This is a genomic window from Xenophilus arseniciresistens (assembly GCF_028023875.1).
Lineage (GTDB): Bacteria > Pseudomonadota > Gammaproteobacteria > Burkholderiales > Burkholderiaceae_C > Xenophilus > Xenophilus arseniciresistens.
Map to the genome: position 1 here is coordinate 65,590 of NZ_JAQIPB010000006.1, position 22,996 is coordinate 88,585.

19 protein-coding genes are annotated in these 22,996 nt (G+C 69.1%); 10 read left to right on the forward strand and 9 right to left on the reverse strand.

The features are described 5' to 3' along the window. Both PGB34_RS13115 and PGB34_RS13120 read left to right on the forward strand, forming a co-directional pair. Entirely contained in the window at nt 1-1,743 is a 1,743-nt protein-coding gene (locus tag PGB34_RS13115; RefSeq protein ID WP_271428544.1) for a thiamine pyrophosphate-binding protein, read from the forward strand. A 24-nt stretch (nt 1,744-1,767) separates the two neighbouring features. Continuing rightward, on the forward strand, nt 1,768-2,205 hold the full coding sequence (locus tag PGB34_RS13120) for a GlcG/HbpS family heme-binding protein (RefSeq protein WP_271428545.1): 438 nt from the start codon (nt 1,768-1,770) through the stop codon (nt 2,203-2,205). Between the two features lie 37 nt (nt 2,206-2,242). Here PGB34_RS13120 and metE read toward each other — a convergent pair whose 3' ends face one another. Beyond that, nucleotides 2,243-4,588 (reverse strand): 5-methyltetrahydropteroyltriglutamate--homocysteine S-methyltransferase, encoded by a 2,346-nt coding sequence (metE, locus tag PGB34_RS13125; protein WP_271428546.1) that lies wholly within the window; start codon nt 4,586-4,588, stop codon nt 2,243-2,245. A gap of 115 nt (nt 4,589-4,703) precedes the next feature. On the opposite strand from metE, the gene PGB34_RS13130 reads away from it, so the two are divergent. Next, on the forward strand, nt 4,704-5,600 hold the full coding sequence (locus tag PGB34_RS13130) for a LysR family transcriptional regulator (protein ID WP_271428547.1): 897 nt from the start codon (nt 4,704-4,706) through the stop codon (nt 5,598-5,600). Here PGB34_RS13130 and PGB34_RS13135 read toward each other — a convergent pair. The 5 genes from PGB34_RS13135 to PGB34_RS13155 all read right to left on the reverse strand — a co-directional run bounded on the left by PGB34_RS13135 (nt 5,591) and on the right by PGB34_RS13155 (nt 11,987). Continuing rightward, nucleotides 5,591-6,451: an isocitrate lyase/PEP mutase family protein gene (locus PGB34_RS13135; RefSeq protein ID WP_271428548.1), complete on the reverse strand. Its 861-nt coding sequence runs from the start codon at nt 6,449-6,451 to the stop codon at nt 5,591-5,593. The two genes, PGB34_RS13130 and PGB34_RS13135, sit on opposite strands and share 10 nt — an antisense overlap. Before the next feature lie 32 nt (nt 6,452-6,483). After that, entirely contained in the window at nt 6,484-7,683 is a 1,200-nt protein-coding gene (gene prpF, locus PGB34_RS13140; protein WP_271428549.1) for a 2-methylaconitate cis-trans isomerase PrpF, read from the reverse strand. A 20-nt stretch (nt 7,684-7,703) separates the two neighbouring features. Further along, a complete protein-coding gene (acnD, locus tag PGB34_RS13145) occupies nt 7,704-10,352 on the reverse strand; it encodes a Fe/S-dependent 2-methylisocitrate dehydratase AcnD (RefSeq protein WP_271428550.1) in 2,649 nt (882 codons plus the stop codon). A 71-nt stretch (nt 10,353-10,423) separates the two neighbouring features. Next, on the reverse strand, nt 10,424-11,593 hold the full coding sequence (gene prpC / locus PGB34_RS13150; protein WP_271428551.1) for a bifunctional 2-methylcitrate synthase/citrate synthase: 1,170 nt from the start codon (nt 11,591-11,593) through the stop codon (nt 10,424-10,426). After that, complete coding sequence (locus PGB34_RS13155; RefSeq protein ID WP_271428552.1) at nt 11,577-11,987, reverse strand: acyl-CoA thioesterase; 411 nt, start codon at nt 11,985-11,987, stop codon at nt 11,577-11,579. Before PGB34_RS13155 ends, prpC begins: the two co-directional genes overlap by 17 nt. Nucleotides 11,988-12,103: 116 nt before the next feature. Between PGB34_RS13155 and PGB34_RS13160 the strand changes: the two genes are divergently transcribed. Beyond that, complete coding sequence (locus PGB34_RS13160) at nt 12,104-13,531, forward strand: short-chain fatty acyl-CoA regulator family protein (RefSeq protein WP_271428553.1); 1,428 nt, start codon at nt 12,104-12,106, stop codon at nt 13,529-13,531. A gap of 3 nt (nt 13,532-13,534) precedes the next feature. Here PGB34_RS13160 and PGB34_RS13165 read toward each other — a convergent pair whose 3' ends face one another. Together PGB34_RS13165 and PGB34_RS13170 are read right to left on the reverse strand one after the other, a co-directional pair. Next, on the reverse strand, nt 13,535-13,789 hold the full coding sequence (locus PGB34_RS13165; RefSeq protein WP_271428554.1) for a hypothetical protein: 255 nt from the start codon (nt 13,787-13,789) through the stop codon (nt 13,535-13,537). 38 nt (nt 13,790-13,827) lie between these two features. Then, entirely contained in the window at nt 13,828-15,123 is a 1,296-nt protein-coding gene (locus PGB34_RS13170; RefSeq protein ID WP_271428555.1) for an Hsp70 family protein, read from the reverse strand. Nucleotides 15,124-15,388: 265 nt separating this feature from the next. On the opposite strand from PGB34_RS13170, the gene alaS reads away from it, so the two are divergent. Genes alaS through PGB34_RS13185 form a run of 3 tightly spaced genes read left to right on the forward strand, consistent with a single transcriptional unit; the run spans nt 15,389 to nt 19,827 of the window. Next, nucleotides 15,389-18,082 (forward strand): alanine--tRNA ligase, encoded by a 2,694-nt coding sequence (gene alaS / locus PGB34_RS13175; protein WP_271428556.1) that lies wholly within the window; start codon nt 15,389-15,391, stop codon nt 18,080-18,082. Nucleotides 18,083-18,101: 19 nt separating this feature from the next. Next, nucleotides 18,102-18,809, forward strand: coding sequence for a histidine phosphatase family protein (locus PGB34_RS13180; protein ID WP_271428557.1), 708 nt, complete (start codon nt 18,102-18,104; stop codon nt 18,807-18,809). Between the two features lie 31 nt (nt 18,810-18,840). Continuing rightward, nucleotides 18,841-19,827, forward strand: a complete 987-nt coding sequence (locus PGB34_RS13185; protein ID WP_271428847.1) for a 2-dehydropantoate 2-reductase — start codon at nt 18,841-18,843, stop codon at nt 19,825-19,827. 11 nt (nt 19,828-19,838) lie between these two features. Here the strand turns inward: PGB34_RS13185 and PGB34_RS13190 are convergent, their stop codons facing one another. After that, complete coding sequence (locus PGB34_RS13190) at nt 19,839-20,438, reverse strand: TetR/AcrR family transcriptional regulator (RefSeq protein WP_271428558.1); 600 nt, start codon at nt 20,436-20,438, stop codon at nt 19,839-19,841. A 98-nt stretch (nt 20,439-20,536) separates the two neighbouring features. Between PGB34_RS13190 and PGB34_RS13195 the strand changes: the two genes are divergently transcribed. Genes PGB34_RS13195 through PGB34_RS13205 form a run of 3 tightly spaced genes read left to right on the forward strand, consistent with a single transcriptional unit; the run spans nt 20,537 to nt 22,942 of the window. Next, nucleotides 20,537-21,019, forward strand: coding sequence for a nuclear transport factor 2 family protein (locus tag PGB34_RS13195; protein WP_271428559.1), 483 nt, complete (start codon nt 20,537-20,539; stop codon nt 21,017-21,019). A gap of 41 nt (nt 21,020-21,060) precedes the next feature. Further along, nucleotides 21,061-22,281, forward strand: coding sequence for a sensor histidine kinase (locus tag PGB34_RS13200; protein WP_408647884.1), 1,221 nt, complete (start codon nt 21,061-21,063; stop codon nt 22,279-22,281). A gap of 1 nt (nt 22,282) precedes the next feature. After that, the gene (locus tag PGB34_RS13205) at nt 22,283-22,942 is read left to right on the forward strand and encodes a response regulator transcription factor (protein ID WP_271428561.1); all 660 of its coding nucleotides are present in this window, start codon (nt 22,283-22,285) and stop codon (nt 22,940-22,942) included. The last annotated feature ends 54 nt before the right edge of the window (nt 22,943-22,996 follow it).

A 22,996-nucleotide genomic window follows, 5' to 3' on the forward strand; every position in this document is an offset into this window, starting at 1 on the left:
GTGGGCATCCAACTGACGGGCGCGCAGGCGCTGGTCCGCATCCTGGCCAACGAAGGGGTGGGGCATGTGTACGGGCTGGTGGGGGGCAAGCTCAGCCCGTTGCTGCATGCCATCGCGCAGCAGCCGGGCCTGCGCTTCATCGGCACGCGCCATGAAGCCGCGGGGCCCATGATGGCCGCGGCCACCTTCGCGGCCACGGGCCAGCTGGCGCTTGCGGTGGCTGAAATGGGGCCTGGCGGGCTGAACATGGTCTCGGGCCTGGGTGTGGCGTTCAACAACCAGCTGCCGCTGCTGGCTCTCACCACCAACCAGCACCGTGCGGCGGCCTATCCGCACAGCGGCATGTTCATGGACCTGGACACCGTGGCCGCCAGCCGGCCCGTGACCAAGTGGAACGCGGTGGTCCACGACGCGCGCCGCATGCCCGAGCTGGTGCGGCGCGCGCTGCGCGAGGCGCTGAGCGGCCGCCCGGGGCCGGTGCACCTGGACATCCCGCAGGACGTGCTGGCCCAGGTCTGCGAATTCCACGACGACGAGTTCACCCTGGCGCCGCAGCGCTATCGCGCGATCGGCCGCTCGCGCCCCGACGCGCAGGCCGTGCTGGCGGCGGCGGCCCTGCTGGGCCAGGCGCGCCGCCCATTGATCGTGGCCGGCGGGGGCGTGGTGGCCAGCGATGCCGGCGAGCAGGTCCGCCTGCTGGCCGGGCGCCTGCGTTGCCCCGTCGTCGCGACCCAGATGGCGCTGGGCGTGGTTCCCTCCGGCAGCGAGCATTTCATCGGCCATGGCGGGCTGATCGCGGGCGCCCCGATCCAGGAGGCCTTTGCGGCCGCCGATGTGATCCTCAGCGTGGGTTGCCGGTGGTCGTCGTGGATGTGGGACGCGCAGGGGCCCTATGCACGGCGCGGCCACCGCACCATCGCGGTCAACATCGACCCCTCGGCCCTGGGGCACCCCGTCATCCACGAAGTCGCCATGCAGGCCGATGCGAAGGCGGCGCTGACCGATCTGATCGCTGCGCTCGAAGGAGCGCAGGCCTTGCGGACCGAGCAGGACTGGCTGCCGCGATGCCAGGCGGCGCGGCGCCGCTACGAGTCACTCTTCGAGGTGCCCGAAGAGGGGGCTGGCGAGGCCATGCATCCTGCAGCGCTGGCGCGCGAGATCGCCCGTGCGCTGCCGGCGCAGGCCAGGGTCGTCTACGACGGCGGGCACACGAGCTTCTGGTCGAACGACCTGACGCCGGTGCAGGAGGTCCGCACGCGCTTTCATGAGCCCGGCATGAGCCACCTGGGATTTGGCTTGCCCTATGCCCTGGCCCTGAGCGCGACGCAGCCCGGCCGACCCGCGGTGCTGGTCACCGGCGACGGCTCGTTCGGCTTCACGCTCAACGAGCTGGACACGGCACGTCGCCATGGGCTGCCGGTGCTGACGATCATCCACAACAACGAAGCCTGGGGAATCATCCGGGCGGGCCAGAGGAACGCGCTGGACTTCGAACTGGGCACCGGCCTGCAGGGCACCGACTACGCCGCCATTGCCCGGGGCTTCGGCTGCCATGGCGAGCGGGTGGCGGTGCTGCATGAGGTGGGCCCCGCCATGCAGCGGGCGCTGGCCAGCGGCCTGCCGGCGGTGCTCGACTGCCGCACCCGCTTCGTGCCCCATCCGGCCATGCCCCTGTTCGGCAGCATGAACCGCTATGGCTTCGAGGCGCTGGGCCCGGCGCCTGCGGCCGCATCCTCGCACTAGTTCTTTCCAACCTGGACATCGATCATGACCATCCTGACCCTGACCCTGACCCTGGCCCAGGCCTCGACCATCATCGAGGCCGCGCTGGCCCAATCCCGATCCAGCGGATTCCGGCCCATGGCCATCGCCGTGCTCGACGCCGCAGGCCATCTCAAGGCCTTTGCCAGCGAGGACGGCGCCAGCATGTTCCGCTTCGACATCGCGCGCGGCAAGGCCTGGGGCGCGGTGGGCATGGGCGTCTCGAGCCGGGTGCTGGCCGAGCGCGCGAAGGACAACCCGAACTTCTTCGTGACGCTGGCCTCCACGGCGCAGGGCCGCTTCCTGCCGCAGACGGGCGCGGTCGTCGTCAAGGATGCGCAAGGGCATGTGATCGGCGCGGTCGGTGCCAGTGGGGGCACGGGCGACGAAGACGAGCTGATCTGCATCGCCGGCGTGCAGGCTGCGAGGCTTCAGCACGGCTGAGCGGCGCGCGGCGATCCACGGCGGGCGGCCCGGCCGCTCAGGCCTGGGCGCGCAGCGTCTTCGCCGCGGCCACCATGTTGCGCAGGGCCGGCAGCACTTCCTGCCATTGCCGTGTCTTGAGCCCGCAGTCGGGGTTGACCCACAGCCGCTGCGCGGGCACGCGTTCCGCGGCTTTCCTCATCAGCTGCACGATGTGCGCCTCGCTCGGGATGTTGGGCGAGTGGATGTCGTATACGCCCGGGCCGATCTCGTTGGGGTACTGGAAGTGCTCGAAGGCGTCCAGCAACTCCATGTCGGAGCGCGAGGTTTCGATGGTGATCACGTCCGCGTCCATGCCGGCGATGGACGCCATGATGTCGTTGAACTCCGAGTAGCACATGTGGGTGTGGATCTGCGTGCGGTCCTGCACGCCGTTGGCGCAGATGCGGAAGCACTCGACGGCCCACTCTAGGTAGGCTTTCCATTGCGCGCGCCGCAGCGGCAGGCCTTCGCGCAGCGCGGCCTCGTCGATCTGGATCACGCCCACGCCCGCCGCTTCGAGGTCCAGCGTCTCCTGGCGGATGGCCAGCGCCAGCTGCCTGCATGAGACCGCGCGGGGCTGGTCGTCGCGCACGAAGGACCAGTTCAGCAGCGTGACCGGACCCGTGAGCATTCCCTTTATGGGCCTGTCGGTCAGCGACTGCGCGTAGCGGATCCATTCCACCGTCATGGCCCGGGGCCGGCTGATGTCGCCAAAGAGGATGGGCGGCTTCACGCAGCGCGAGCCATAGGATTGCACCCAGCCGAACTCGGTGAAGGCGTAGCCGTCCAGCTGCTCGCCGAAGTACTCGACCATGTCGTTGCGCTCGGCCTCGCCGTGCACCAGCACGTCCAGGCCCAGCTGTTCCTGCTCGCGCACGCTGCGCTCGATCTCGGCGCGCATGGCACGCTGGTAGGCGCCGGCGTCTATCCGGCCGGCCTTGAATTCGCTGCGGGCCTGACGGATGCCCGCGGTCTGCGGGAAGGAGCCGATGGTGGTGGTGGGGAAGGGCGGCAGTCGCAGCCATGCGGCCTGCCTGGGCGCACGCTCGCCGTAGGGGCTCGCGCGCTGGCCCAGGGCCGCGTCGATCCGCGCCACCGCGGCCTTGACGGCCGGGTTGTGCACGCGCAGCGAGATGCGCCGGGCCGTGATGGCCGCGGCGTTGGCGGCCAGTTCGGCCTGCACCGCCTCGCGGCCCTCGCGCAGGGCGCGGCCCAGCAGGCGCAGCTCGTCGAGCTTCTGCAGCGCGAAGGCCAGCCAGGACTGCAGCTCGGCATCCAGCCGCTGTTCCTGGGCCAGGTCCACCGGCACATGCAGCAGCGAGCACGAAGGCGCGATCCATAGCCGCTGGCCCAGGCGCTGGGCCAGCGGTTCCACCCAGTCCAGCACGGCCGTGAGGTCGGTCTTCCAGATGTTGCGGCCGCTGATCACGCCCAGCGACAGTACCTTGTGCGCGGGCAGCAGGTTCAGCAGCGGCAGCACGCCTTCGCGGTCGTTGATGGCGTCGATGTGCAGGCCGGCCACCGGCAGGTTCGCGGCCAGCCATGCGTTTTCCTGCAGCTGGCCGAAGTAGGTGGCCAGCAGGATCTTCACCGGGGCCGTCTTGAGTTGGTGGTAGGCCTCGTTGAAGGCGTGCTGCCATGGCGCATCGAGCTCGGTCACGAGGAGGGGCTCGTCGATCTGCACCCATTGCACGCCGCGCGCGGCCAGCAGCTCCAGCAGCTGCGCATAGGCGGGCAGCAGATGCGCCAGCAGCGCCAGCCGGTCGCTGTGGTCCTTGGCCTTGCCGATGGCCAGGTAGGTGACGGGCCCCAGCAGCACGGGCTTGGCCTTCACGCCCTGCGCCAGCGCTTCGTCCAGCTGTGCCAGCAGGCGCGAGGCGTCCAGCGCAAAACGCGTGTCGGCCGTGAACTCCGGGACGATGTAGTGGTAGTTGGTGTCGAACCACTTGGTCATCTCGCCAGCCTTCACGCCCTCGGCCTGCGAAGGCGCCTGCGCGTGATCGTGGCCGTGGCCGTGGCCCGCGCCGCCACAGCAACTGGCCTGCGCCTGCCCGCCCTGGGCCGAGCGGCCGCGCGCCACGCGGAAGTAGTTGTCCAGCGCATCGCCCTGGAAGCCGCGCACGCGCTGCGGCAGGTTGCCCAGCAGGAAGCTGGTGTCCAGCACCTGGTCGTAGAAGGAGAAATCGCCCACGGGCACCAGGTCCAGCCCCGCCTGTTCCTGCCAGTGGCGCTGGCGCAGCCGGGCGCCCTCGGCCTGCAGTTCGTCGCGCGTGGACTCGCCCTTCCAGTAGGACTCCAGGGCGAACTTCAGTTCGCGCCGGGCGCCGATGCGGGGGAAGCCGAGGTTGTGGATGGTGGTCATGGCCGCTTTCTCTATCTCTCAGGATCGGGATTCAGGGAAGCGGCGGATCGTAGGCAGTGCGATCAATGAAGTAAAATGGTCTTATCTCACGTATCCATGAACGGTGTTCATATAAATGCTGGAGCGTATCCATCTGGCCGTCGTGCAGGAGGTCGAGAAGCAGGGCTCGCTGACGGCCGCGGCCGAAGTGCTGCACGTCACGCAGTCGGCGCTGAGCCACAGCATGAAGAAGCTGGAGCAGCAGCTGGGCACCGATGTGTGGTTGCGTGAAGGCCGCGGCCTGCGCCTGACGCAGGCCGGCCAGTACCTGCTGGCCGTGGCCAACCGCGTGCTGCCGCAGCTGGACCTGGCCGAGGAGCGGCTGCAGCAGTTTGCGCAGGGCGAGCGCGGGAGCCTGCGCATCGGCATGGAATGCCATCCCTGCTACCAGTGGCTGCTCAAGGTGGTCTCACCCTATCTGGCGGCATGGCCCGACGTGGATGTGGACGTGAAGCAGAAATTCCAGTTCGGCGGGATCGGCGCGCTGTTCGGCTACGAGATCGACCTGCTGGTCACGCCCGACCCGCTGTTCAAGCCGGGGCTGGTGTTCGAGCCGGTCTTCGACTACGAGCAGGTGCTGGTGGTGGCGGCCGGCCATCCGCTGGCAGGCGCCAGCCATGTCAAGGCCCAGCAGCTCACGAAGGAGGTGCTGATCACCTACCCGGTGGACATCGAGCGGCTGGACATCTACAACCAGTTCCTGCTGCCCGCGGGCGTGACGCCGCGGCGCCACAAGACCATCGAGACCACCGACATCATGCTGCAGATGGTGGCCAGCGGCCGGGGCGTGGCGGCCCTGCCGCGCTGGCTGGTGCTGGAGTACGCCGCCCGGATGGACGTGGTGCCCGTGCGCCTGGGCCCGCGCGGCATTCCCAAGAAGATCTACCTGGGTGCCCGCGAGGCCGACACGGCCATCGACTATGTGCGCGCCTTCGTGCAGCTGGCGCGCGCGGCGCCTTCGTCTCAGGTGTAGCGCTTTTCCAGCGCGTCCCACTCGTGCTTGCTCACGAGCCGCTGGCGTTCGGCGAAGGGCGTGACCAGGCCGCTGGATTCCTGCACTTCCTTTTCGTCGCGCAGCACCGTCAGCGCCTTCTGCATGCCGGCCACCGCGCCCTGCAGCGCGGCGTTGGCGTACAGCACCACGCCATAGCCCAGCTCGCCGAGCTGCTCGGCGTTGAAGATGGGTGTGCGGCCGCCGATCACCATGTTCATGAGCTGGGGCTTGCTCAGGCGCGTGGGCAGGGCGCGCACTTCCTCGGCCTGGGTCACGGCCTCGACGAAGAGGATGTCGGCACCGGCTTCGGCGAACTTCTGCGCGCGCTCCACCGCAGCCTCGAAGCCGTGGGTGGCCGCCGCGTCGGTGCGCGCCATGATCATCAGGTTGCTGTCGCGCCGCGCATCCACGGCCGCCTTGATCTTGCTCACCGCTTCTTCGGTGGCGATGACTTCCTTGCCCGAGAAATGGCCGCAGCGCTTGGGCGCGACCTGGTCCTCGAGCTGGATGCAGTCGGCGCCTGCGCGCTCGAGCGTGCGCACCGTGTGGTAGACGTTCAGCGCATTGCCGAAGCCGGTGTCGGCATCCACCAGCAGCGGCACGTCCACGGCGTCGCGGATGCGCGCCGTGTGGTCGGCGATCTCGGCCAGGCCCATGAAGCCCTGGTCGGGCATGCCGAACCACATGTTGGTGACACCGGCGCCGGTGACGTAGATGGCCTTGAAGCCCAGGTCGGCGATGACCTTGGCCGACAGCGCGTTGAAGGCGCCGGGCACGATCAGGCCGTTGCGCGCTTCGACCAGGGCCTTGAGTTGTTGGCGGGTAGACATGGTGTGGGTTGCTTGCTGGATGACTTCGGGATTCAGAAACTGCCGCCGGGCACGCGCACCACGCCTTCCATGAGGATGCGTGCGCTGCGGCTCATGACGGCCTTGGTGACGACCCACTGGCCGTCGACCTGCTTGGCCTGCGCGCCCACGCGCAGGGTGCCGGAAGGGTGGCCAAAGCGCACGGCATTGCGCTCGCCGCCGCCCGCGGCCAGGTTGACCAGCGTGCCAGGGATGGCCGCCGCGGTGGCGATGGCCACCGAGGCCGTGCCCATCATCGCGTGGTGCAGCTTGCCCATGGAAAGGGCGCGCACCAGCACGTCGATGTCGGCCGCGCGCACGGCCTTGCCGCTGGAGGCGGTGTAGTCCACCGGCGGTGCGACGAAGGCGATCTTGGGCGTGTGCTGGCGCTTGGCCGCTTCCTCGGGCGTGCGGATCAGCCCCATGCGCAGCGCACCGGCCACGCGCAGGGCCTCGAACTTGGCCAGCAGCGCGGGATCGCCGTTGATCGCGTCCTGCAGCTCGGTGCCGGTGTGGCCGATCTCGGCCGCGTTGACGAACACGGTGGGGATGCCCGAATTGATCATCGTGGCCTGCACGGTGCCCAGGCCCGGCACTTCAAGCGCATCGACCACGTTGCCGGTCGGGAACATGGCCCCGCCGTCCTCGCCTTCGTCGGCCGGGTCCATGAACTCGAGCACGATCTCGGCCGCGGGGAAGGTCACGCCGTCGAGCTCGAAGTCGCCGGTCTCCTGCACCTGGCCGTTGGCCACGGGCACGTGCGCCACGATGGTCTTGCCGATGTTGGCCTGCCAGATGCGTACCACGCACACGCCGTTGTCGGGCACGCGCGCCGCATCCACATAGCCCGCGTGGATGGCGAAGGCGCCCGCGGCCGTCGAGAGGTTGCCGCAGTTGCCCGACCAGTCCACGAAGGCCGAGTCGATGGCCACCTGGCCGTAGAGGTAGTCCACGTCATGGTCGGCTCGCGTGCTCTTGCCGATGATCACGCCCTTGCTGGTGCTGGAGCTGCCGTTGCCCATGCCGTCGATCTGCTTGCCGTAGGGGTCGGGGCTGCCGATCACGCGCATGAACAGGCGGTCGCGCGCCTCGCCGGGCGCCTGGCATGAAGGGGGCAGGTCTTCCTGCTTGAAGAACACGCCCTTGCTGGTGCCGCCGCGCATGTAGGTGGCGGGGATGCGCACCTGCGCGGGGAATTGCGAATCAGAAGGCATCGAAGAAGGCTCCTTGGGTTTCAGGCCGCGGCCGCCTGGCCGGCCAGGAAGTCCTGGGCGAAGCGCTGCAGCACGCCGCCGGCTTCATAGACCGAGACTTCCTCGGCTGTGTCGAGCCTGCAGGTCACGGGCACTTCCAGCGTCTGGCCGTCCTTGCGGTGGATCACCAGCAGCAGGTCGGCGCGTGGCTTCAGTTCGCCGCTCACGTCATAGGTCTCGGTGCCGTCCAGGCCCAGGGTGAGGCGGTTGACGCCGGGCTTGAACTCCAGCGGCAGCACGCCCATGCCGATCAGGTTGGTGCGGTGGATGCGCTCGAAGCCTTCGGCCACCACGGTTTCCACGCCGGCCAGTCGCACGCCCTTGGCGGCCCAGTCGCGGCTGGAACCCTGGCCGTAGTCGGCGCCGGCAATGATGATCAGCGGCTGGCGCCGGTTCAGGTAGGTCTCGATGGCTTCCCACATGCGCATCACGCGGCCCTCGGGCTCCACGCGGGCCAGCGAGCCCTTCTTCACCTGGCCATCGACCACGGCCATCTCGTTGACCAGCTGCGGGTTGGCGAAGGTGGCGCGCATGGCCGTGAGGTGGTCGCCGCGGTGGGTGGCGTAGGAGTTGAAGTCCTCCTCGGGCAGGCCCATCTTGTCCAGGTACTCGCCGGCCGCGCTGTTCATGAGGATGGCGTTGGACGGCGAGAGGTGGTCGGTCGTGATGTTGTCGGGCAGGATGGCCAGCGGACGCATGGCCTTGAGCGTGCGCGGGTAGGCCGCGAGCGCGCCCACGCCTTCCTCGTCCCAGTAGGGCGGACGGCGGATGTAGGTGGACATGGGACGCCAGTCGTACTGCGGGCTCACGCGATGGCCGTCGTCCACGCGGGCCGCGAACATGGGCTCGTACACGCGCCGGTACTGCTCGGGCTTGACGGCGCTGCGCACCACGGCGTCGATCTCTTCGTCGCTGGGCCAGATGTCCTTGAGGCGGATCTCCTTGCCGTCGACCACCGCCAGCACGTCCTGCTCGATGTCGAAGCGCACCGTGCCGGCCACGGCATAGGCCACCACCAGCGGCGGCGAGGCCAGGAAGGCTTGCTTGGCATAGGGGTGGATGCGGCCGTCGAAGTTGCGGTTGCCCGAGAGCACGGCCGTGGCGTAGAGGTCGCGCTCGATGATCTCCTGCTGGATCTTCGCATCGAGCGCGCCGCTCATGCCGTTGCAGGTGGTGCAGGCAAAGGCCACGATGCCGAAGCCCAGCTTCTCCAGCTCGGGCAGCAGGCCGGCTTCCTCCAGGTACAGCTCCACGGCCTTGGAGCCGGGCGCCAGCGAGGACTTGACCCAGGGCTTGCGCACCAGGCCCAGGCGGTTGGCGTTGCGCGCCAGCAGGCCCGCGGCGATCACGTTGCGCGGGTTGCTGGTGTTGGTGCAGCTGGTGATGGCGGCGATGATCACGGCGCCGTCGGGCATCAGGCCCTGCGCCTCCTGCGCGCGCGCGGCGGCCAGGTCGGTGGCGATGCCGCGCTCGGCCAGTGCCGAGGTGGGCAGCCGGCGATGCGGGTTGGACGGGCCGGCCATGTTGCGCACCACGCTCGACAGGTCGAAGCGCAGCACGCGCTCGTACTGCGCCTGTTGCAGGCTGTCGGCCCAGAAGCCGGCGGTCTTGGCATAGGTCTCGACCAGCTCGACCTGCGACTCCTCGCGGCCCGTCAGGCGCAGGTAGTCCAGGGTCTGCTCGTCGATGGAGAACATGGCGGCCGTGGCGCCGTATTCGGGGCACATGTTCGAGATGGTGGCGCGGTCGCCAATCGTGAGGCTGCGCGCGCCTTCGCCATAGAACTCCACGTAGGCGCCCACCACCTTCTCCTTGCGCAGGAACTCGGTCAGCGCCAGCACCACGTCGGTGGCCGTGATGCCGCTCTGGCGCCGGCCCGTGAGTTCCACACCCACGATCTCAGGCAGCCGCATCCAGGAGGCGCGGCCCAGCATCACGTTCTCGGCCTCCAGGCCGCCCACGCCCACGGCAATCACGCCCAGCGCGTCCACGTGGGGCGTGTGGCTGTCGGTGCCCACGCAGGTGTCGGGGAAGGCCAGCGCGCGCTCGCCAGCCTTGGCGGCGGGCTGCACGTAGACCACGGGCGACATCTTCTCCAGGTTGATCTGGTGCATGATGCCGTTGCCCGCCGGGATCACCTCCATGTTGGCAAAAGCCTTGCGGGTCCACTCGATGAAGTGGAAGCGGTCTTCGTTGCGGCGGTCCTCGATGGCGCGGTTCTTCGCAAAGGCGTCGGGGTCGAAGCCGCCGCACTCCACGGCCAGCGAATGGTCCACGATCAACTGCACCGGCACCACGGGGTTCACGGCAGCCGGGTCGCCGCCTTCCTTGGCGATGGCATCACGCAGGCCCGCCAGGTCCACCAGCGCGGTCTGGCCCAGGATGTCGTGGCAGACCACGCGCACCGGAAACCACGGAAAGTCCAGGTCGCGCCTGAACTCGATCAGCTGCGTGAGGAAGGCAGGAATGTCCTGCGGCTGCGCGCGGCGCACGATGTTCTCTGCATGCACGCGCGCGGTGTAGGGCAGGCGTGCCCAGGCGCCGGGGCGCACGGCCTCGACGGCCTCGCGGGCATCGAAGTAGTCCAGGGCCGTGCCGGGCAGGGCCTTGCGGTGTTGGGTGTTGTTCATGTGGGGCGAATCAAAAAGGGTGGACCTTGGCCCACCCGTGTTTTTCTTGGCTTTCTCGCGCGGCGCCCGTTTCAGCGGCGCTCGGCCAGCGGCACGAACTTCTGGTCTTCGGGACCGTTGTAGTTGGCCGAGGGACGGATGATCTTGCCGTCGATGCGCTGCTCGATCACGTGGGCCGACCAGCCCGAGGTGCGGGCGATCACGAACAGCGGCGTGAACATGTCGGTGGGCACGCCCATCATGTGGTAGCTCACGGCGCTGAACCAGTCCAGGTTGGGGAACATCTTCTTGACGTCCCACATCACCGATTCCAGGCGCTCGGCGATGTCGTACATCTTCATGTTGCTCTGCTCGGCGCTCAGCTCCTGGGCCACCTTCTTGATGACCACGTTGCGCGGATCGCTCACCGTGTAGACCGGGTGGCCGAAGCCGATCACCACTTCCTTCTTTTCCACGCGCTCGCGGATGTCGGCCTCGGCCTGGTCCGGGTTGTCGTAGCGCTTCTGGATCTCGAAGGCCACCTCGTTGGCGCCGCCATGCTTGGGGCCGCGCAGCGCGCCGATGGCGCCGCAGATGGCCGAGTACATGTCGGAGCCCGTGCCGGCCACCACGCGGCCGGTGAAGGTGGAGGCGTTGAACTCGTGCTCCGCGTACAGGATCAGCGAGGTGTGCATGGCGCGCACCCAGCTCTCGCGCGGCTTCTCGCCGTGCAGCAGGTGCAGGAAGTGGCCGCCGATGGAGTCGTCGTCGGTCTCGACCTCGATGCGCTTGCCGTTGTAGGCGAAGTGATACCAGTACAGCAGCATGGAGCCCAGGCTGGCCATGAGCTTGTCGGCGATGTCGCGCGCACCGGGGTGGTTGTGGTCGTCCTTCTCGGGCTTGACGCAGCCCAGCACCGAGACGGCGGTGCGCATCACGTCCATGGGGTGGCTGGAGGGCGGCAGTTGTTCCAGCGCGGCCTTCACGCCGGCCGGAATGCCGCGCAGGGCCTTGAGCTTGGTCTTGTAGCTGGCCAGTTCGGCCACCGTGGGCAGCTTGCCGTGCACGAGCAGGTGGGCGATCTCCTCGAACTCGCAGGTGGTCGCCACGTCCAGGATGTCGTAGCCGCGGTAGTGCAGATCGTTGCCGCTGCGGCCCACGGTGCACAGGGCGGTGTTGCCTGCCGCGGTGCCCGACAGGGCCACGGATTTCTTGGGCTTGAAGCCGCCGGCTGCCGGCGCGGTGTCAGTGGGATTGCTCATGGGTGTTCTCCTTGTCTTGTTGATCACGTTGGATGGTCGCGGGCCGGCCGTCGGCGTCGATGGCCACGAGTTCGAACTCGCCCTGGAGCACCTCCTGCGCCGGCTGCGCCACCGCGGCACTGGAGCCCAGCACGCGCACCGTCATCGAGGCCCGGCCGCTGCGCACCACCTGCGCGCGCAGGGTGAGCGTGTGGCCCACCGGCACGGGGCGCAGGAAGTCCACCGACTTCACGCCCGCCATCACGATGTCGCGCCGTGCATGCGCCCGCGCTGCCAGGTAGGCCGCCTTGGCCATCAGTTGCAGGCCCTGGCCTGCGAACAGGGTGCCGTGGTGGTTGGCAAGGGCCGGCAGAACCAGCTCTTCGAGGCTCACGACCGTCTGGGGTGTCTCCATGTTCGCAATCTACGCAGCGCTTGTCGCCTTGGCAAGGTGTGGCAGAGCGAATTCTTGCGAAGGCCGCTGTCGATCCTTGCGAATATTGCGAAAATACAGGCATCCGGGAGTCTCACATGAGCAAGCTTTTCATGGGCGTGCGGCTGCGCCGCCTGCGCGCCGAGCGCGGCCTGTCCCAGGTGGCGATGGCCCAGGCGCTGGGTCTGTCGGCCAGCTATCTGAACCAGCTCGAGCAGAACCAGCGGCCGCTGACGGTGGCGGTGCTGCTGAAGATCCAGCATGCGCTGGGCGTGGACGTGCAGGCCTTCTCGGCCGACGAAGAGGCCGGCCTGGTGGCCGGCATGCGCGAGGCGCTGGGCGACGCACCCGAGGCCATCACCTTGCCCGAGCTCAAGGAAGTGGCTTCGCAGATGCCGGCGCTGGCGCGCGCGCTCATCGCGCTGCACCGGCGCAATGCGGCCGCGGCCGAGCGCATGGAGGCCATGGCGCTGCGCATGGGCGACGAGCGCGCCGACCCGCCGGACCCGACCGACCCCCGTGCCGCACCGGCACTGCCTTTCGAGGTGGTGCGCGACTTCTTCTTCGCCTACCAGAACTACTTCGATCCGCTGGACCGCATGGCCGAATCGCTGGCGGCGCAGGCGCGTGGCCAGCGCGGCACTCTGGCCGAATGGCTGACCGACCGGCTCGAGCGCAAGCACGGCGTGCGCACGGTGCTCATGCCCGCGGGGGCCGACAAGCGCCGCTACGACGAATCGCGGCGCGTGCTGGCGCTGTCCTCGGGCCTGGAGCCGGGGCAGGCGGCCTTCCAGCTCGCCACCCAGGTCGGGCTGCTGGAGGCTGCGGATGCCATCGCCGAACTGGTGGACGTGCCCACCTTCGCGCATGACGAGGCTTCGCGCCGGCTCGCGCGGCTGGGCCTGGCCAACTACTTTGCGGGCGCGCTGCTGCTGCCGTACGGCGATTTCCTGCAGGCGGCCGACACGCTGCACCACGACATCGAACTGCTGCAGCAGCGCTTCGGCGTGGGCTTCGAGACCGTGTGCCACCGGCTGTCGACCCTGCAGCGGCCCGGGGCGGCCGGCATTCCCTTTTTCTTCGTGCGCGTGGACCGCGCCGGCAACATCTCCAAGCGCCAGTCGGCCACGCATTTCCACTTCAGCCGCACGGGCGGCACCTGCCCGCTGTGGAAGGTGTACGAGGCCTTCGGCCAGCCGCAGCGCATCCTGCGCCAGGTGGCGCGCATGCCCGATGGGCGCACCTACCTGTGGATCGCGCGCATGGTCAGCAGCGGGCCTTCGGGCTTCGGCCTGCCGCGCAAGACCTTCGCCATCGGGCTGGGCTGCGACGTGCGCCATGCCCAGCACCTGGTCTACGCCAAGGGCCTGGACATCCACGACACCGAAGCCGCCACACCCATCGGCATGGGCTGCAAGGTCTGCGAACGCGAGCGCTGCCCGCAGCGCGCCTTCCCCTACGTGGGGCGCGCGCTGGCCGTGGACGAGAACCTCAGCGAGTTCGCGCCCTACGGCGGCGCGGGCTGAACCTCAGTTCCTGGGGCCGCGCGGCAGATCGCCTTCGCGCAACTTGCGGCCGATCAGCACTTCGCCGGTATCGCGGTTCACGCGGCCCACCTGCTGGCCATTGGCCAGCCGCAGCGCGCCCTGCGCATCTTCGTTGGCCACGCCTTCGCCATCGGTGTAGCTGGCCGGCACGCTCAGGCGCAGGCCGGGCGCAAATTCATTCAAGGGATAGGTGCGGAAGGCGCGCCCCCACATCCAGCTTTTCTTGGGGTCGTACATGGTGCTTGAAGTATGCCAATGGGGCGTTGGTTGCGGGCTCAGGCAAACAGCCGCTGCGCATGCACGCCCAGCCCCTGGGCCACGCTGGCGTCGCGGTCGCCGTGCAGGGCCTGGGCCGTGGGGAAGGCGGCGGCAATGCGCTCGGTCAGCGGCTTGAAGCCGGTGGAGCCGCCGGTGAAGTAGACGACGTCGACCGCATCGGCGCCCAGGCCCGCCATCTGCACGGTTTCGCGCGCGGCCTGCACGATGCGTCCAAGGTCGGCGTCCAGTGCCTGCACGGCCTGGTGTTCGTCGAGGCCGCAGGCCAGGCCGGCTTCCAGCGCGCCCAGGTCGATGGCGGTGCTGCCGCCTTCGGCCACGGCGATCTTGGCGGCCTCGGCCTGGCCCAGCAGGGCGTGGCCCAACTGGTGCTCGACCACGCGCATCAGGCGCTGGTGCTGGGCCGGGTCGCCATAGAAATCGCGCATGCGCCGCAGCTCGGCCAGGCGCTGCGGCGCGTAGACGGTGTTGATCAGGTGCCAGGTGGCCAGGTCGAGGTAGACGCGGCTGGGTACCTCGCGCGGCGTACTGCCGGCGCGCGCCGGGCCCAGCCCGCGGTAGCCGCACAGGGGCAGGATGGCCGCAAGCTCCACGTGGCGGTCGAAGTCGGTGCCCGCGATGTGCACGCCGTGGCTGGCCAGGATGTCGTCCTTGCGCGCCAGGCGCTGGCGCCGCTGCGGGCCCACGCGCACGAGCGAGAAGTCCGAAGTGCCGCCGCCGATGTCGGCCACCAGCACCAGCTCTTCGCGCTGCACGCGCTGTTCGTGGTCCAGCGCCGCGGCGATGGGCTCGTACTGGAAGCTCAGCGCCGCAAAGCCCACCTCGCGGGCGGCGTCTTCCAGGGCCTGCTGGGCCTGCGCGTCGCGCACCGGGTCGCCGTCGACGAAGTACACGGGCCGGCCCAGCACGGCGCGCGCGATCGGCTGGCCGGCGCGGGCCTCGGCCTGGGCCTTCAAACGCTGCAGGTAGCCGGAGACCACGTCCAGGTAGCGCACCGAACGGCCTTCGCCCACGTCGGTGCTCTGCTGCGCCAGGCTGGAGCCCAGGATGCTCTTCATCGAGCGCATCAGCCGTCCCTCGTGCCCCTGCACATAGGCGGCCAGGGCCTGGCGCCCGTACAGGCGCTGCGGGGCCTCGTGCGGCTGCAGCCCTTCGACCTGGTAGAAGACGGCGGTGGGCATGGTGCGGCGGCCGGGCTCGAGTTCGACCAACTGCATGCCCTGCGGCCCCGGGATGGCAATGGCGGAGTTGGAGGTGCCGAAGTCGATGGCGCAGAAGGCGGGGGAAGCGGGCATGGCGGCTGGCCCGCATGAGGCAGGCGCGCAGGGCAGGGGGCTGGCGGGAAGGGCGCGGATTCTAGGGGCTGATCCCAGGCGGGTGCGGGCTGCCGCGGGCATCCGCGCGACGCGCCCGGGCACCCCCTCAAACCTATAATCGAATGTTCAATCGCATCAAGCAGTTAGCAGGCGCAGCGCCTGCGGTGGTCCAGGGTCCTCCAGGGTCCGAAACCCAACGATGCCTGCTGATCCCGGCCTGATGCCTCACTTTAGCCACCCATCCATGAGCCAGCCCACATTCACGGTCGCGGACATCCGCAAGAGCTTCCTCGATTTCTTTGAATCCAAGGGCCACACGGTCGTGGCCTCGAGCCCGCTGGTGCCGGGCAACGACCCGACCCTGATGTTCACGAACTCGGGCATGGTGCAGTTCAAGGATGTGTTCCTGGGCACCGACAAGCGCCCCTATGTGCGCGCGGCTTCGGTGCAGGCCTGCCTGCGCGCCGGCGGCAAGCACAACGACCTGGAGAACGTGGGCTACACGGCACGCCACCACACCTTCTTCGAGATGCTGGGCAACTGGAGCTTCGGCGACTACTTCAAGCGCGAGTCGCTCAAGTGGGGCTGGGAGCTGCTGACGCAGGTCTACAAGCTGCCGCCCGAGCGCCTGCTGGCCACCGTCTACATCGACGACGACGAGGCCTACGACATCTGGCACAAGGAAATCGGCCTGCCGGCCGACCGCATCGTGCGCATCGGCGACAACAAGGGCGGCAAGTACAAGTCCGACAACTTCTGGATGATGGCCGACACCGGCCCCTGCGGCCCCTGCTCGGAGATCTTCTACGACCACGGCCCGCACATCCCCGGCGGCCCGCCGGGCAGCCCCGACGAAGACGGCGACCGCTTCATCGAGATCTGGAACCATGTGTTCATGCAGTTCGACATGCAGGAAGACGGCAGCCTCGTGAAGCTGCCCGCGCCCTGCGTGGACACCGGCATGGGCCTGGAGCGCCTGGCGGCCATCCTGCAGCACGTGCACAGCAACTACGAGATCGACATCTTCGATGCGCTGATCAAGGCTGCTGCGCGCGAAACGGGTTGCGAAGACCTGCACAACGCCTCGCTCAAGGTGATCGCCGACCACATCCGCGCGACGGCCTTCCTGGTCAGCGACGGCGTGATCCCGAGCAACGAAGGCCGCGGCTATGTGCAGCGGCGCATCATCCGCCGCGCCATCCGCCACGGCTACAAGCTGGGCCAGAAGAAGCCCTTCTTCCACAAGCTGGTCAATGACCTGGTGGCGCTGATGGGCGCGGCCTACCCGCGCCTGCAGGCGCAGGCGCAGCACATCACCGACACGCTGCGCGTGGAGGAAGAGCGCTTCTTCGAGACGCTGGCCAACGGCATGGAGATCTTGGAGCTTGAGTTTTACAGGATGGGTGGTCACCAGCCGTCCGAGGGGCAAGACGGAAGGTTAGTCGAGGGAAAGAAAACCGGGCGGGTCAGGTACGACCTGCTTTCTGGCGAGGTGGCCTTCAAGCTGCACGACACCTACGGCTTCCCGCTCGACCTGACGCAGGACGTGGCCCGCGAACGCGGGGTGACCGTGGACGAAGCCGGCTTCAAGGCCGCGATGGAAAAGCAGAAGGCCGCGGGCCGCGCGGCCGGCAAGTTCAAGATGGAACGCGCCGTCGAGTACAGCGGCGCCGCCAACGTCTTCACGGGCTACGAGCATCTGGAAGAGGCCGCGAAGGTCGTGGCCCTGTACCACGAGGGCGCGGCCGTGGCCGAGCTCAAGGAAGGCCAGGCCGGCATCGTGGTGCTCGACACCACGCCCTTCTATTCGGAAAGCGGCGGCCAGGTGGGCGACCAGGGCTTCATCACCGCAGAGGGCGTGGCCTTCGGCGTGGAAGACACGCTCAAGATCAAGGCCGACGTCTTCGGCCACCATGGCCAGCAGACCCAGGGCACGCTCAAGGTGGGCGATGCGGTGAAGGCCGCCGTGGACGGCGCGCGCCGTGCCGCCACGCAACGCAACCACTCGGTCACCCACCTGATGCACAAGGCGCTGCGCGAAGTGCTGGGCACGCACGTGCAGCAGAAGGGCTCGCTGGTCGATGCCGACAAGACGCGCTTCGACTTTGCGCACAACGCGGCCGTCACGCATGACCAGATCCTCGAGATCGAGCGTCTCGTGAACGCGGAGATCCTGGCCAACACGCCCACGCAGGCGCGTGTGATGGGCATGGAAGACGCGCAGAAGACCGGCGCGATGATGCTGTTCGGCGAGAAGTACGGCGAGACCGTGCGCGTGCTCGACATCGGCACCAGCCGCGAACTGTGCGGCGGCACGCACGTGCAGCGCACGGGCGACATCGGCCTGTTCAAGATCGTGAGCGAAGGCGGCGTGGCCGCGGGCGTGCGCCGCGTCGAAGGCATCACCGGCGCCAACGCGCTGGCCTATGTGCAGGGTCTGGAATCCACCGTGCACAGCGTGGCCGCCACGCTCAAGGCCCCCACGGCCGAAGTGCAGCCGCGGCTGACGCAGGTGCTGGAGCAGGTGCGCGCGCTTGAAAAGGAGATCACGCAGCTCAAGGGCAAGCTGGCCTCCAGCCAGGGCGACGAGCTGCTGAGCCAGGCCGTGGAGGTCAAGGGCATCAAGGTGCTGGCCGCGCGCCTGGAAGGCGCCGACGCAAAAACGCTGCGCGAGACCATGGACAAGCTCAAGGACAAGCTCAAGAGCGCGGCCATCGTGCTGGCGGCCGTGGACGGCGCCAAGGTGCAGATCGCCGCGGGCGTCACGGCCGACCACACGGCCAAGGTCAAGGCCGGCGAGCTGGTCAACTTCGTGGCCCAGCAGGTGGGTGGCAAGGGCGGCGGCAAGGCCGACATGGCCATGGCCGGCGGCACCGATGCCGCGGGCCTGCCCAAGGCGCTGGCTTCGGTGCAGGGCTGGGTGGCCGAAAGGGCCTGAGAACCTGGGCGGCCAGCTCATGCGCGCTACGTTCGTGCGTCACGGGCAGAGCACCGGCAACGCCGGCCTGCCCACGCCCGACCTGGTGGCCATGCCGCTGACGCCGCTGGGCGTGTCGCAGGCGCAGGAAGTGGCCAGCGGCTGGCGGCGCGAGCCCACGCACATCGTCAGTTCACCCTTCGTGCGCGCGCGGCAGACGGCGCAGCCCACCTGCCTGCGCTTTCCGGGTGTGCGCCTGGCGCTGTGGCCGATCCACGAGTTCACCTACCTGTGCCCGGCCAACTGGGCCAACACCACGCGGGCGCAGCGGCGGCCCTCGGTCGAGGCCTATTGGGCGCGCTGCGACCCGGCCTATCTGGACGGTGAGGGCGCCGAAAGCTTTTCCCAGGTGCTGCGCCGGGCCGAAGCCGCGCTCGCGCGGCTGGCGGCGCTGCCCGACGACGCCGAAGTCTTTCTCTTCAGCCACGGCCAGTTCATGCAGGCCGTGCGCCAGAGCGTGGGCCTGGCCGGGCAGAGCGATGCAGACAAGATGGCGCAGTTCTGGCCCTTCGACCAGCGCTCGCCAGTGCTGAACTGCCAGAAGCTGTCGCTGCAGCATGCCGGGGGCCTGTGGCGCCTGGTCGACGAAGACCCGAACGCGGGCCCCGAGCTGCCGCTGGCCATGGATGGCCGCGCCGCGCGCGCCGAACGCGCTGCGCCCGCAGGAGCGCGTGTTGGCAGGCGCTGATCAGATCGACACCCCCGGCGAACTGCTGGTGATGGGCGCCGGCGCCGTCGGCTGCTATGTGGGCGGCTGCCTGGCTGCTGCGGGCGTGCGTGTCACCTTCGTGGGCCGGCCGCGGGTGCTCGATGCCCTGGCGCAGCACGGCCTCACGCTCACCGACCGCGACGGGGGCCGGCTGCAGGTGCCGGCCGCCCAACTCAAGCTCGCCACCTCGGTGCCCGCGCAGGCCCGGCCCGCGCTGGTGCTGCTCACCGTCAAGAGCGGCGCCACGGCCAGCGCGGCGGCCGAGCTGGCCCAGGCGCTGCCCAGCGGCACGCCGGTGCTGTCGCTGCAGAACGGCATCGGCAATGCAGACCGGCTGCAGCAGGCCGCGCCCGCGCTGGCCGCCTTGCCGGGCATGGTGCCCTACAACGTCGCCGAACTGGGCCCCGGCGCCTACCACCGCGGCACGGCCGGCCGGCTGGCCAGCGTGGCGCATCCGGTGTTCCAGCCCTGGGCGCCGGTGTTCGAGGCGGCGGGCGTGCCCATCGACTTCTACGGCGAGCTGCAGAGCGTGCAATGGGGCAAGCTGCTGCTGAACCTCAACAACCCGGTCAATGCGCTGTCGGGCCTGCCGCTGCGCGATCAACTGCTGGACCGCGGTTATCGCCGCTGCTTCGCCGCGCTGATCGACGAGGCGCTGGGCGTGCTGCAGGCCGCGGGCATTGCACCGGCGCAGATGACGGCCGTGCCGCCACACCGCCTGCCCATGCTCTTGCGCCTGCCCGACTGGCTGTTCAGGCGCGTGGCGGCGCCCATGCTGCGCGTGGACGCCAAGGCCCGCTCCAGCATGGCCGATGACCTCGCGCTGGGCCGGCGCACGGAGGTCGATGCGCTCAGCGGCGAAGTCGTGCGGCTGGCCCGCACCCACGGCCTGAAGGCGCCGCGCAACGCGAAGATGGTCGCGCTGCTCGATGGCGGCTGGCCCACGCCGCCCGAGCGCCTCGATTCAGCGGCGCTGCAGCGCGCGCTCAAGCTTTAAGAAAGCGGCGTTCAGCGCCGCGCCACCAGCGCACTGAGTACGGCTTGCAAGGTGGCCACGGCCGCCTGGCGTTCATCGGCATCGGCCGCCATCTGCGCACGCACGATGGCGCCGTCGAAAGCCAGCGCGGCCGCATCGGCCAGCAGCGCGCGCAGCGCACCGGGGGGCAGCAGTTGTGCAATCACCTGCGTCATCTCGGCCTTGTGCGCGCGCGCAATGGCCACGGCCTCGGGCAGGGCCTGCGCGATCTCCACCGCACTGTTGATGAAGGCGCAGCCCCTGAAAGCCGGCTGCGTGACCCATTCCTCCAGCACCGGCGCCAGCAGCAGCAATCGGCCATTGCCGGGCTCCGGGGCTGCCGCGCCATGGCGCCCCAGCGCGTCGATGAACCAGGCCATCCAGTGGCGATGGCGCAGGTCCAGAAAGGCGCGCACCAGCGCGTCCTTGCTTGCGAAGTGCCGGTAGAAGGTGAGCTTGGCCACGCCCGACTCGGCAATGATCCGGTCCACCCCGGTGGCGCGGATGCCGTCGCGGTAGAACAGATCGTGCGCGCTGCGCAGGATGCGCTCGCGGGCCGTCTCTTCGGCCATGGGGGAGGAGGGGGCTGGCATGCCGGACATTGTAGACAGACCTGTCTACATGGGCTATCGTGCGCAGAAGTAGACAGCTCTGTCTACTCATTTCCATTCCTTGATCCTGGAGTCCAGCCATGCCCGATGCCTCGCCCGAAAGCCGCCCGCCCGTACCGCCCTTCACCCTGGCCAGTGCCACGCAAAAAGTGCGCGGCGCAGAAGATGCATGGAACTCGCGCGACCCGGACCGGGTCGCGCAGGTCTACACGCCAGACACGCGATGGCGCAACCGGACCGAGTTTCCGGTCGGCCGAGAGGCGGCGCGCGCCTTTCTGCAGCGCAAATGGACGCGCGAGCTGGACTACCGCCTGATCAAAGGACTGTGGGCCTTCGCCGGGCACCGCATTGCCGTGCGCTTTGCCTACGAGTGGCATGACGACTCGGGCCAGTGGTTTCGCAGCTACGGCAACGAGAACTGGGAGTTCAACCCCCAGGGCCTGATGCAGCGGCGCTTTGCCAGCATCAATGACCTGCCCATCGCCGCGGCCGACCGGCTCTTTCACTGGCCGCTGGGTCGCAGGCCCGACGAGCATCCAGGCCTGGAGGAGCTGGGGCTCTAAGAGCGCACCGCTCAGGCACGGGGGTTGCTTGCCAATGGTGCATGCACGCGCACGCCCATGCATCACCCCTCGGCGGCCCGCCCTTGGCCGATCTGGCGGCCGATTCGCCCTGGCATCGGCGACTGGGCCTGCTGCTCGAATCCACGGGCGAGGGCATCTTCGGCATCGACCTGGACGGTCACTGCGTGTTCATCAACCGCGCGGGCGCGCAGTTGCTGGGCCATGAGGCGGCCGATGTGCTCGGGCGCAACATGCATGAGCTCACGCACCATTCGCATGCCGACGGCGCCGCCTACGCAGACACCGACTGTCCCATCTTCAACGCGTTCCGCCGTGCCTTGCCCTGCCGCATCGACACCGAGGTGTTCTGGCGCCGCGACGGCACGGCCTTTCCGGTCGAGTATTCAAGCTACCCCATCGTCGATGGCGACGCGGTGCGCGGCGCGGTCATCACCTTCGTGGACATCACCGAGCGCAAGCGAGCGGCGCTGGCGCTGCAGCAGTCGCGCGAGGAACTGGAGCGGCGCGTGGCCGAGCGCACGGCCGAGCTGAGTGCGGCGCTGCGCCAGGTGCGGGACCTGTCTGCGTGGATGGATTCGGTGCGCGAGGACGAGCGCACCCGCATTGCGCGCGAAGTGCATGACGAGCTGGGCAGCCTGCTGGTGGCACTGAAGATGGACGTGAACTGGATCGGCAAGCGCCTGGGCGAGCAGGAACACCGTGCGCCCGAAGCCGCCCAGGCCATGCGCGAGCAGATGCGTGGCAAGTGCGGCAACATGAGCCAGCTCATCGAGCGTGCGGTGGACAACGTGGGCCGCATCATCACCGACCTGCGCCCGAGCATCCTGGACCACCAGGGCCTGTGGGCAGCGCTGGAATGGCAGGCCTGCGAGTTCGCCCAGGCCGCAGAGCTTGAGCTGCACTGGTCGTTGGCCGTCAACGAGGCGCTGGAACTGCCCGAGCCCGCCGCCATGGCGGTGTTTCGCATCTTCCAGGAAATGCTCAGCAACGTGGGCCGGCACGCACGCGCGTCGCGGGTGGACATCGCCATCGCTGTGGAAGCCGGGGTGCTGAGCCTGCGCGTGCAGGACGATGGCGTGGGCGCCGCCCAGCAGGCCTTCCAGGCGCCGGGCTCCTTTGGCGTGCGTGGCATGCGCGAGCGCGCGCTGCACCTTGGCGGCACCCTGGACGTGCGCAGCCAGCCAGGGCAGGGCGCCTGCGTGCAACTGCGCCTGCCGCTGCATGGCCTGCAGGAGCAATGAAATGCCGTCGATATTGCGGGTGCTGATTGGCGATGACCACCGCATCGTGCGCGAGGGCCTCAAGCAGGTGCTGGGCGATCTGGCCAACGGCGAGCCCGAGATCGTGGTGGTGGCCGAGGCGCAGACCGGCCCCGAGGTGCTGGCGCGGGTGGCCGAACACCAGGGGCCGCTGGGCCTGGACGTGGTGCTGCTGGACATCGCGCTGCCGGAGCGCGACGGTCTGGAGGTGTTGCGCGCGCTGCGCGAGAAGTGGCCCAGCCTGCCGGTGCTGATGATCTCGACCTACCCCGAGCGACAGTATGCGGTGCGCTGCATCCGCCTGGGCGCGGCCGGCTACCTGAACAAGAGCGCTGATGCCGATCAGATGGTGGCGGCTGTGCGCAAGGCGGCGGGTGGCGGCATGTACCTCACGCCTTCCACGGCCGAGGCGCTGGCCAGCGTGGTGGGCCGCGGCGGGCCGGCCACCGAAAGCCTCTCGCACCGCGAGCACCAGGTGTTCCGGCTGCTCACGATGGGGCACACCGTGAGCGAAATTGGTGCGGCGCTGAGCCTGGCGCCCAATACCGTCAGCACCTACCGCGCACGCATCCTGGAAAAGACCGGCACCAAGAACGATGTGGAGCTGGCGCTGTATGCCGAGCGCGAGGGCTTGCGGCGCTGAGACCTTGAAACGGTTCTGAGCCAGGGGCTGGCCCCACGGCGCGTGTAGTGCCAG

What these genes read in the sequence shown, in the direction of transcription:
- PGB34_RS13120 (WP_271428545.1), top strand. Translation starts at nt 1,768, where the DNA reads ATGACCATCCTGACCCTGACCCTGACCCTGGCCCAGGCCTCGACCATC.
- metE (WP_271428546.1), bottom strand. Translation starts at nt 4,588, where the DNA reads ATGACCACCATCCACAACCTCGGCTTCCCCCGCATCGGCGCCCGGCGC.
- PGB34_RS13130 (WP_271428547.1), top strand. Translation starts at nt 4,704, where the DNA reads ATGCTGGAGCGTATCCATCTGGCCGTCGTGCAGGAGGTCGAGAAGCAG.
- PGB34_RS13135 (WP_271428548.1), bottom strand. Translation starts at nt 6,451, where the DNA reads ATGTCTACCCGCCAACAACTCAAGGCCCTGGTCGAAGCGCGCAACGGC.
- prpF (WP_271428549.1), bottom strand. Translation starts at nt 7,683, where the DNA reads ATGCCTTCTGATTCGCAATTCCCCGCGCAGGTGCGCATCCCCGCCACC.
- acnD (WP_271428550.1), bottom strand. Translation starts at nt 10,352, where the DNA reads ATGAACAACACCCAACACCGCAAGGCCCTGCCCGGCACGGCCCTGGAC.
- prpC (WP_271428551.1), bottom strand. Translation starts at nt 11,593, where the DNA reads ATGAGCAATCCCACTGACACCGCGCCGGCAGCCGGCGGCTTCAAGCCC.
- PGB34_RS13155 (WP_271428552.1), bottom strand. Translation starts at nt 11,987, where the DNA reads ATGGAGACACCCCAGACGGTCGTGAGCCTCGAAGAGCTGGTTCTGCCG.
- PGB34_RS13160 (WP_271428553.1), top strand. Translation starts at nt 12,104, where the DNA reads ATGAGCAAGCTTTTCATGGGCGTGCGGCTGCGCCGCCTGCGCGCCGAG.
- PGB34_RS13165 (WP_271428554.1), bottom strand. Translation starts at nt 13,789, where the DNA reads ATGTACGACCCCAAGAAAAGCTGGATGTGGGGGCGCGCCTTCCGCACC.
- PGB34_RS13170 (WP_271428555.1), bottom strand. Translation starts at nt 15,123, where the DNA reads ATGCCCGCTTCCCCCGCCTTCTGCGCCATCGACTTCGGCACCTCCAAC.
- alaS (WP_271428556.1), top strand. Translation starts at nt 15,389, where the DNA reads ATGAGCCAGCCCACATTCACGGTCGCGGACATCCGCAAGAGCTTCCTC.
- PGB34_RS13180 (WP_271428557.1), top strand. Translation starts at nt 18,102, where the DNA reads ATGCGCGCTACGTTCGTGCGTCACGGGCAGAGCACCGGCAACGCCGGC.
- PGB34_RS13185 (WP_271428847.1), top strand. Translation starts at nt 18,841, where the DNA reads ATGGGCGCCGGCGCCGTCGGCTGCTATGTGGGCGGCTGCCTGGCTGCT.
- PGB34_RS13190 (WP_271428558.1), bottom strand. Translation starts at nt 20,438, where the DNA reads ATGCCAGCCCCCTCCTCCCCCATGGCCGAAGAGACGGCCCGCGAGCGC.
- PGB34_RS13195 (WP_271428559.1), top strand. Translation starts at nt 20,537, where the DNA reads ATGCCCGATGCCTCGCCCGAAAGCCGCCCGCCCGTACCGCCCTTCACC.
- PGB34_RS13200 (WP_408647884.1), top strand. Translation starts at nt 21,061, where the DNA reads ATGCACGCGCACGCCCATGCATCACCCCTCGGCGGCCCGCCCTTGGCC.
- PGB34_RS13205 (WP_271428561.1), top strand. Translation starts at nt 22,283, where the DNA reads ATGCCGTCGATATTGCGGGTGCTGATTGGCGATGACCACCGCATCGTG.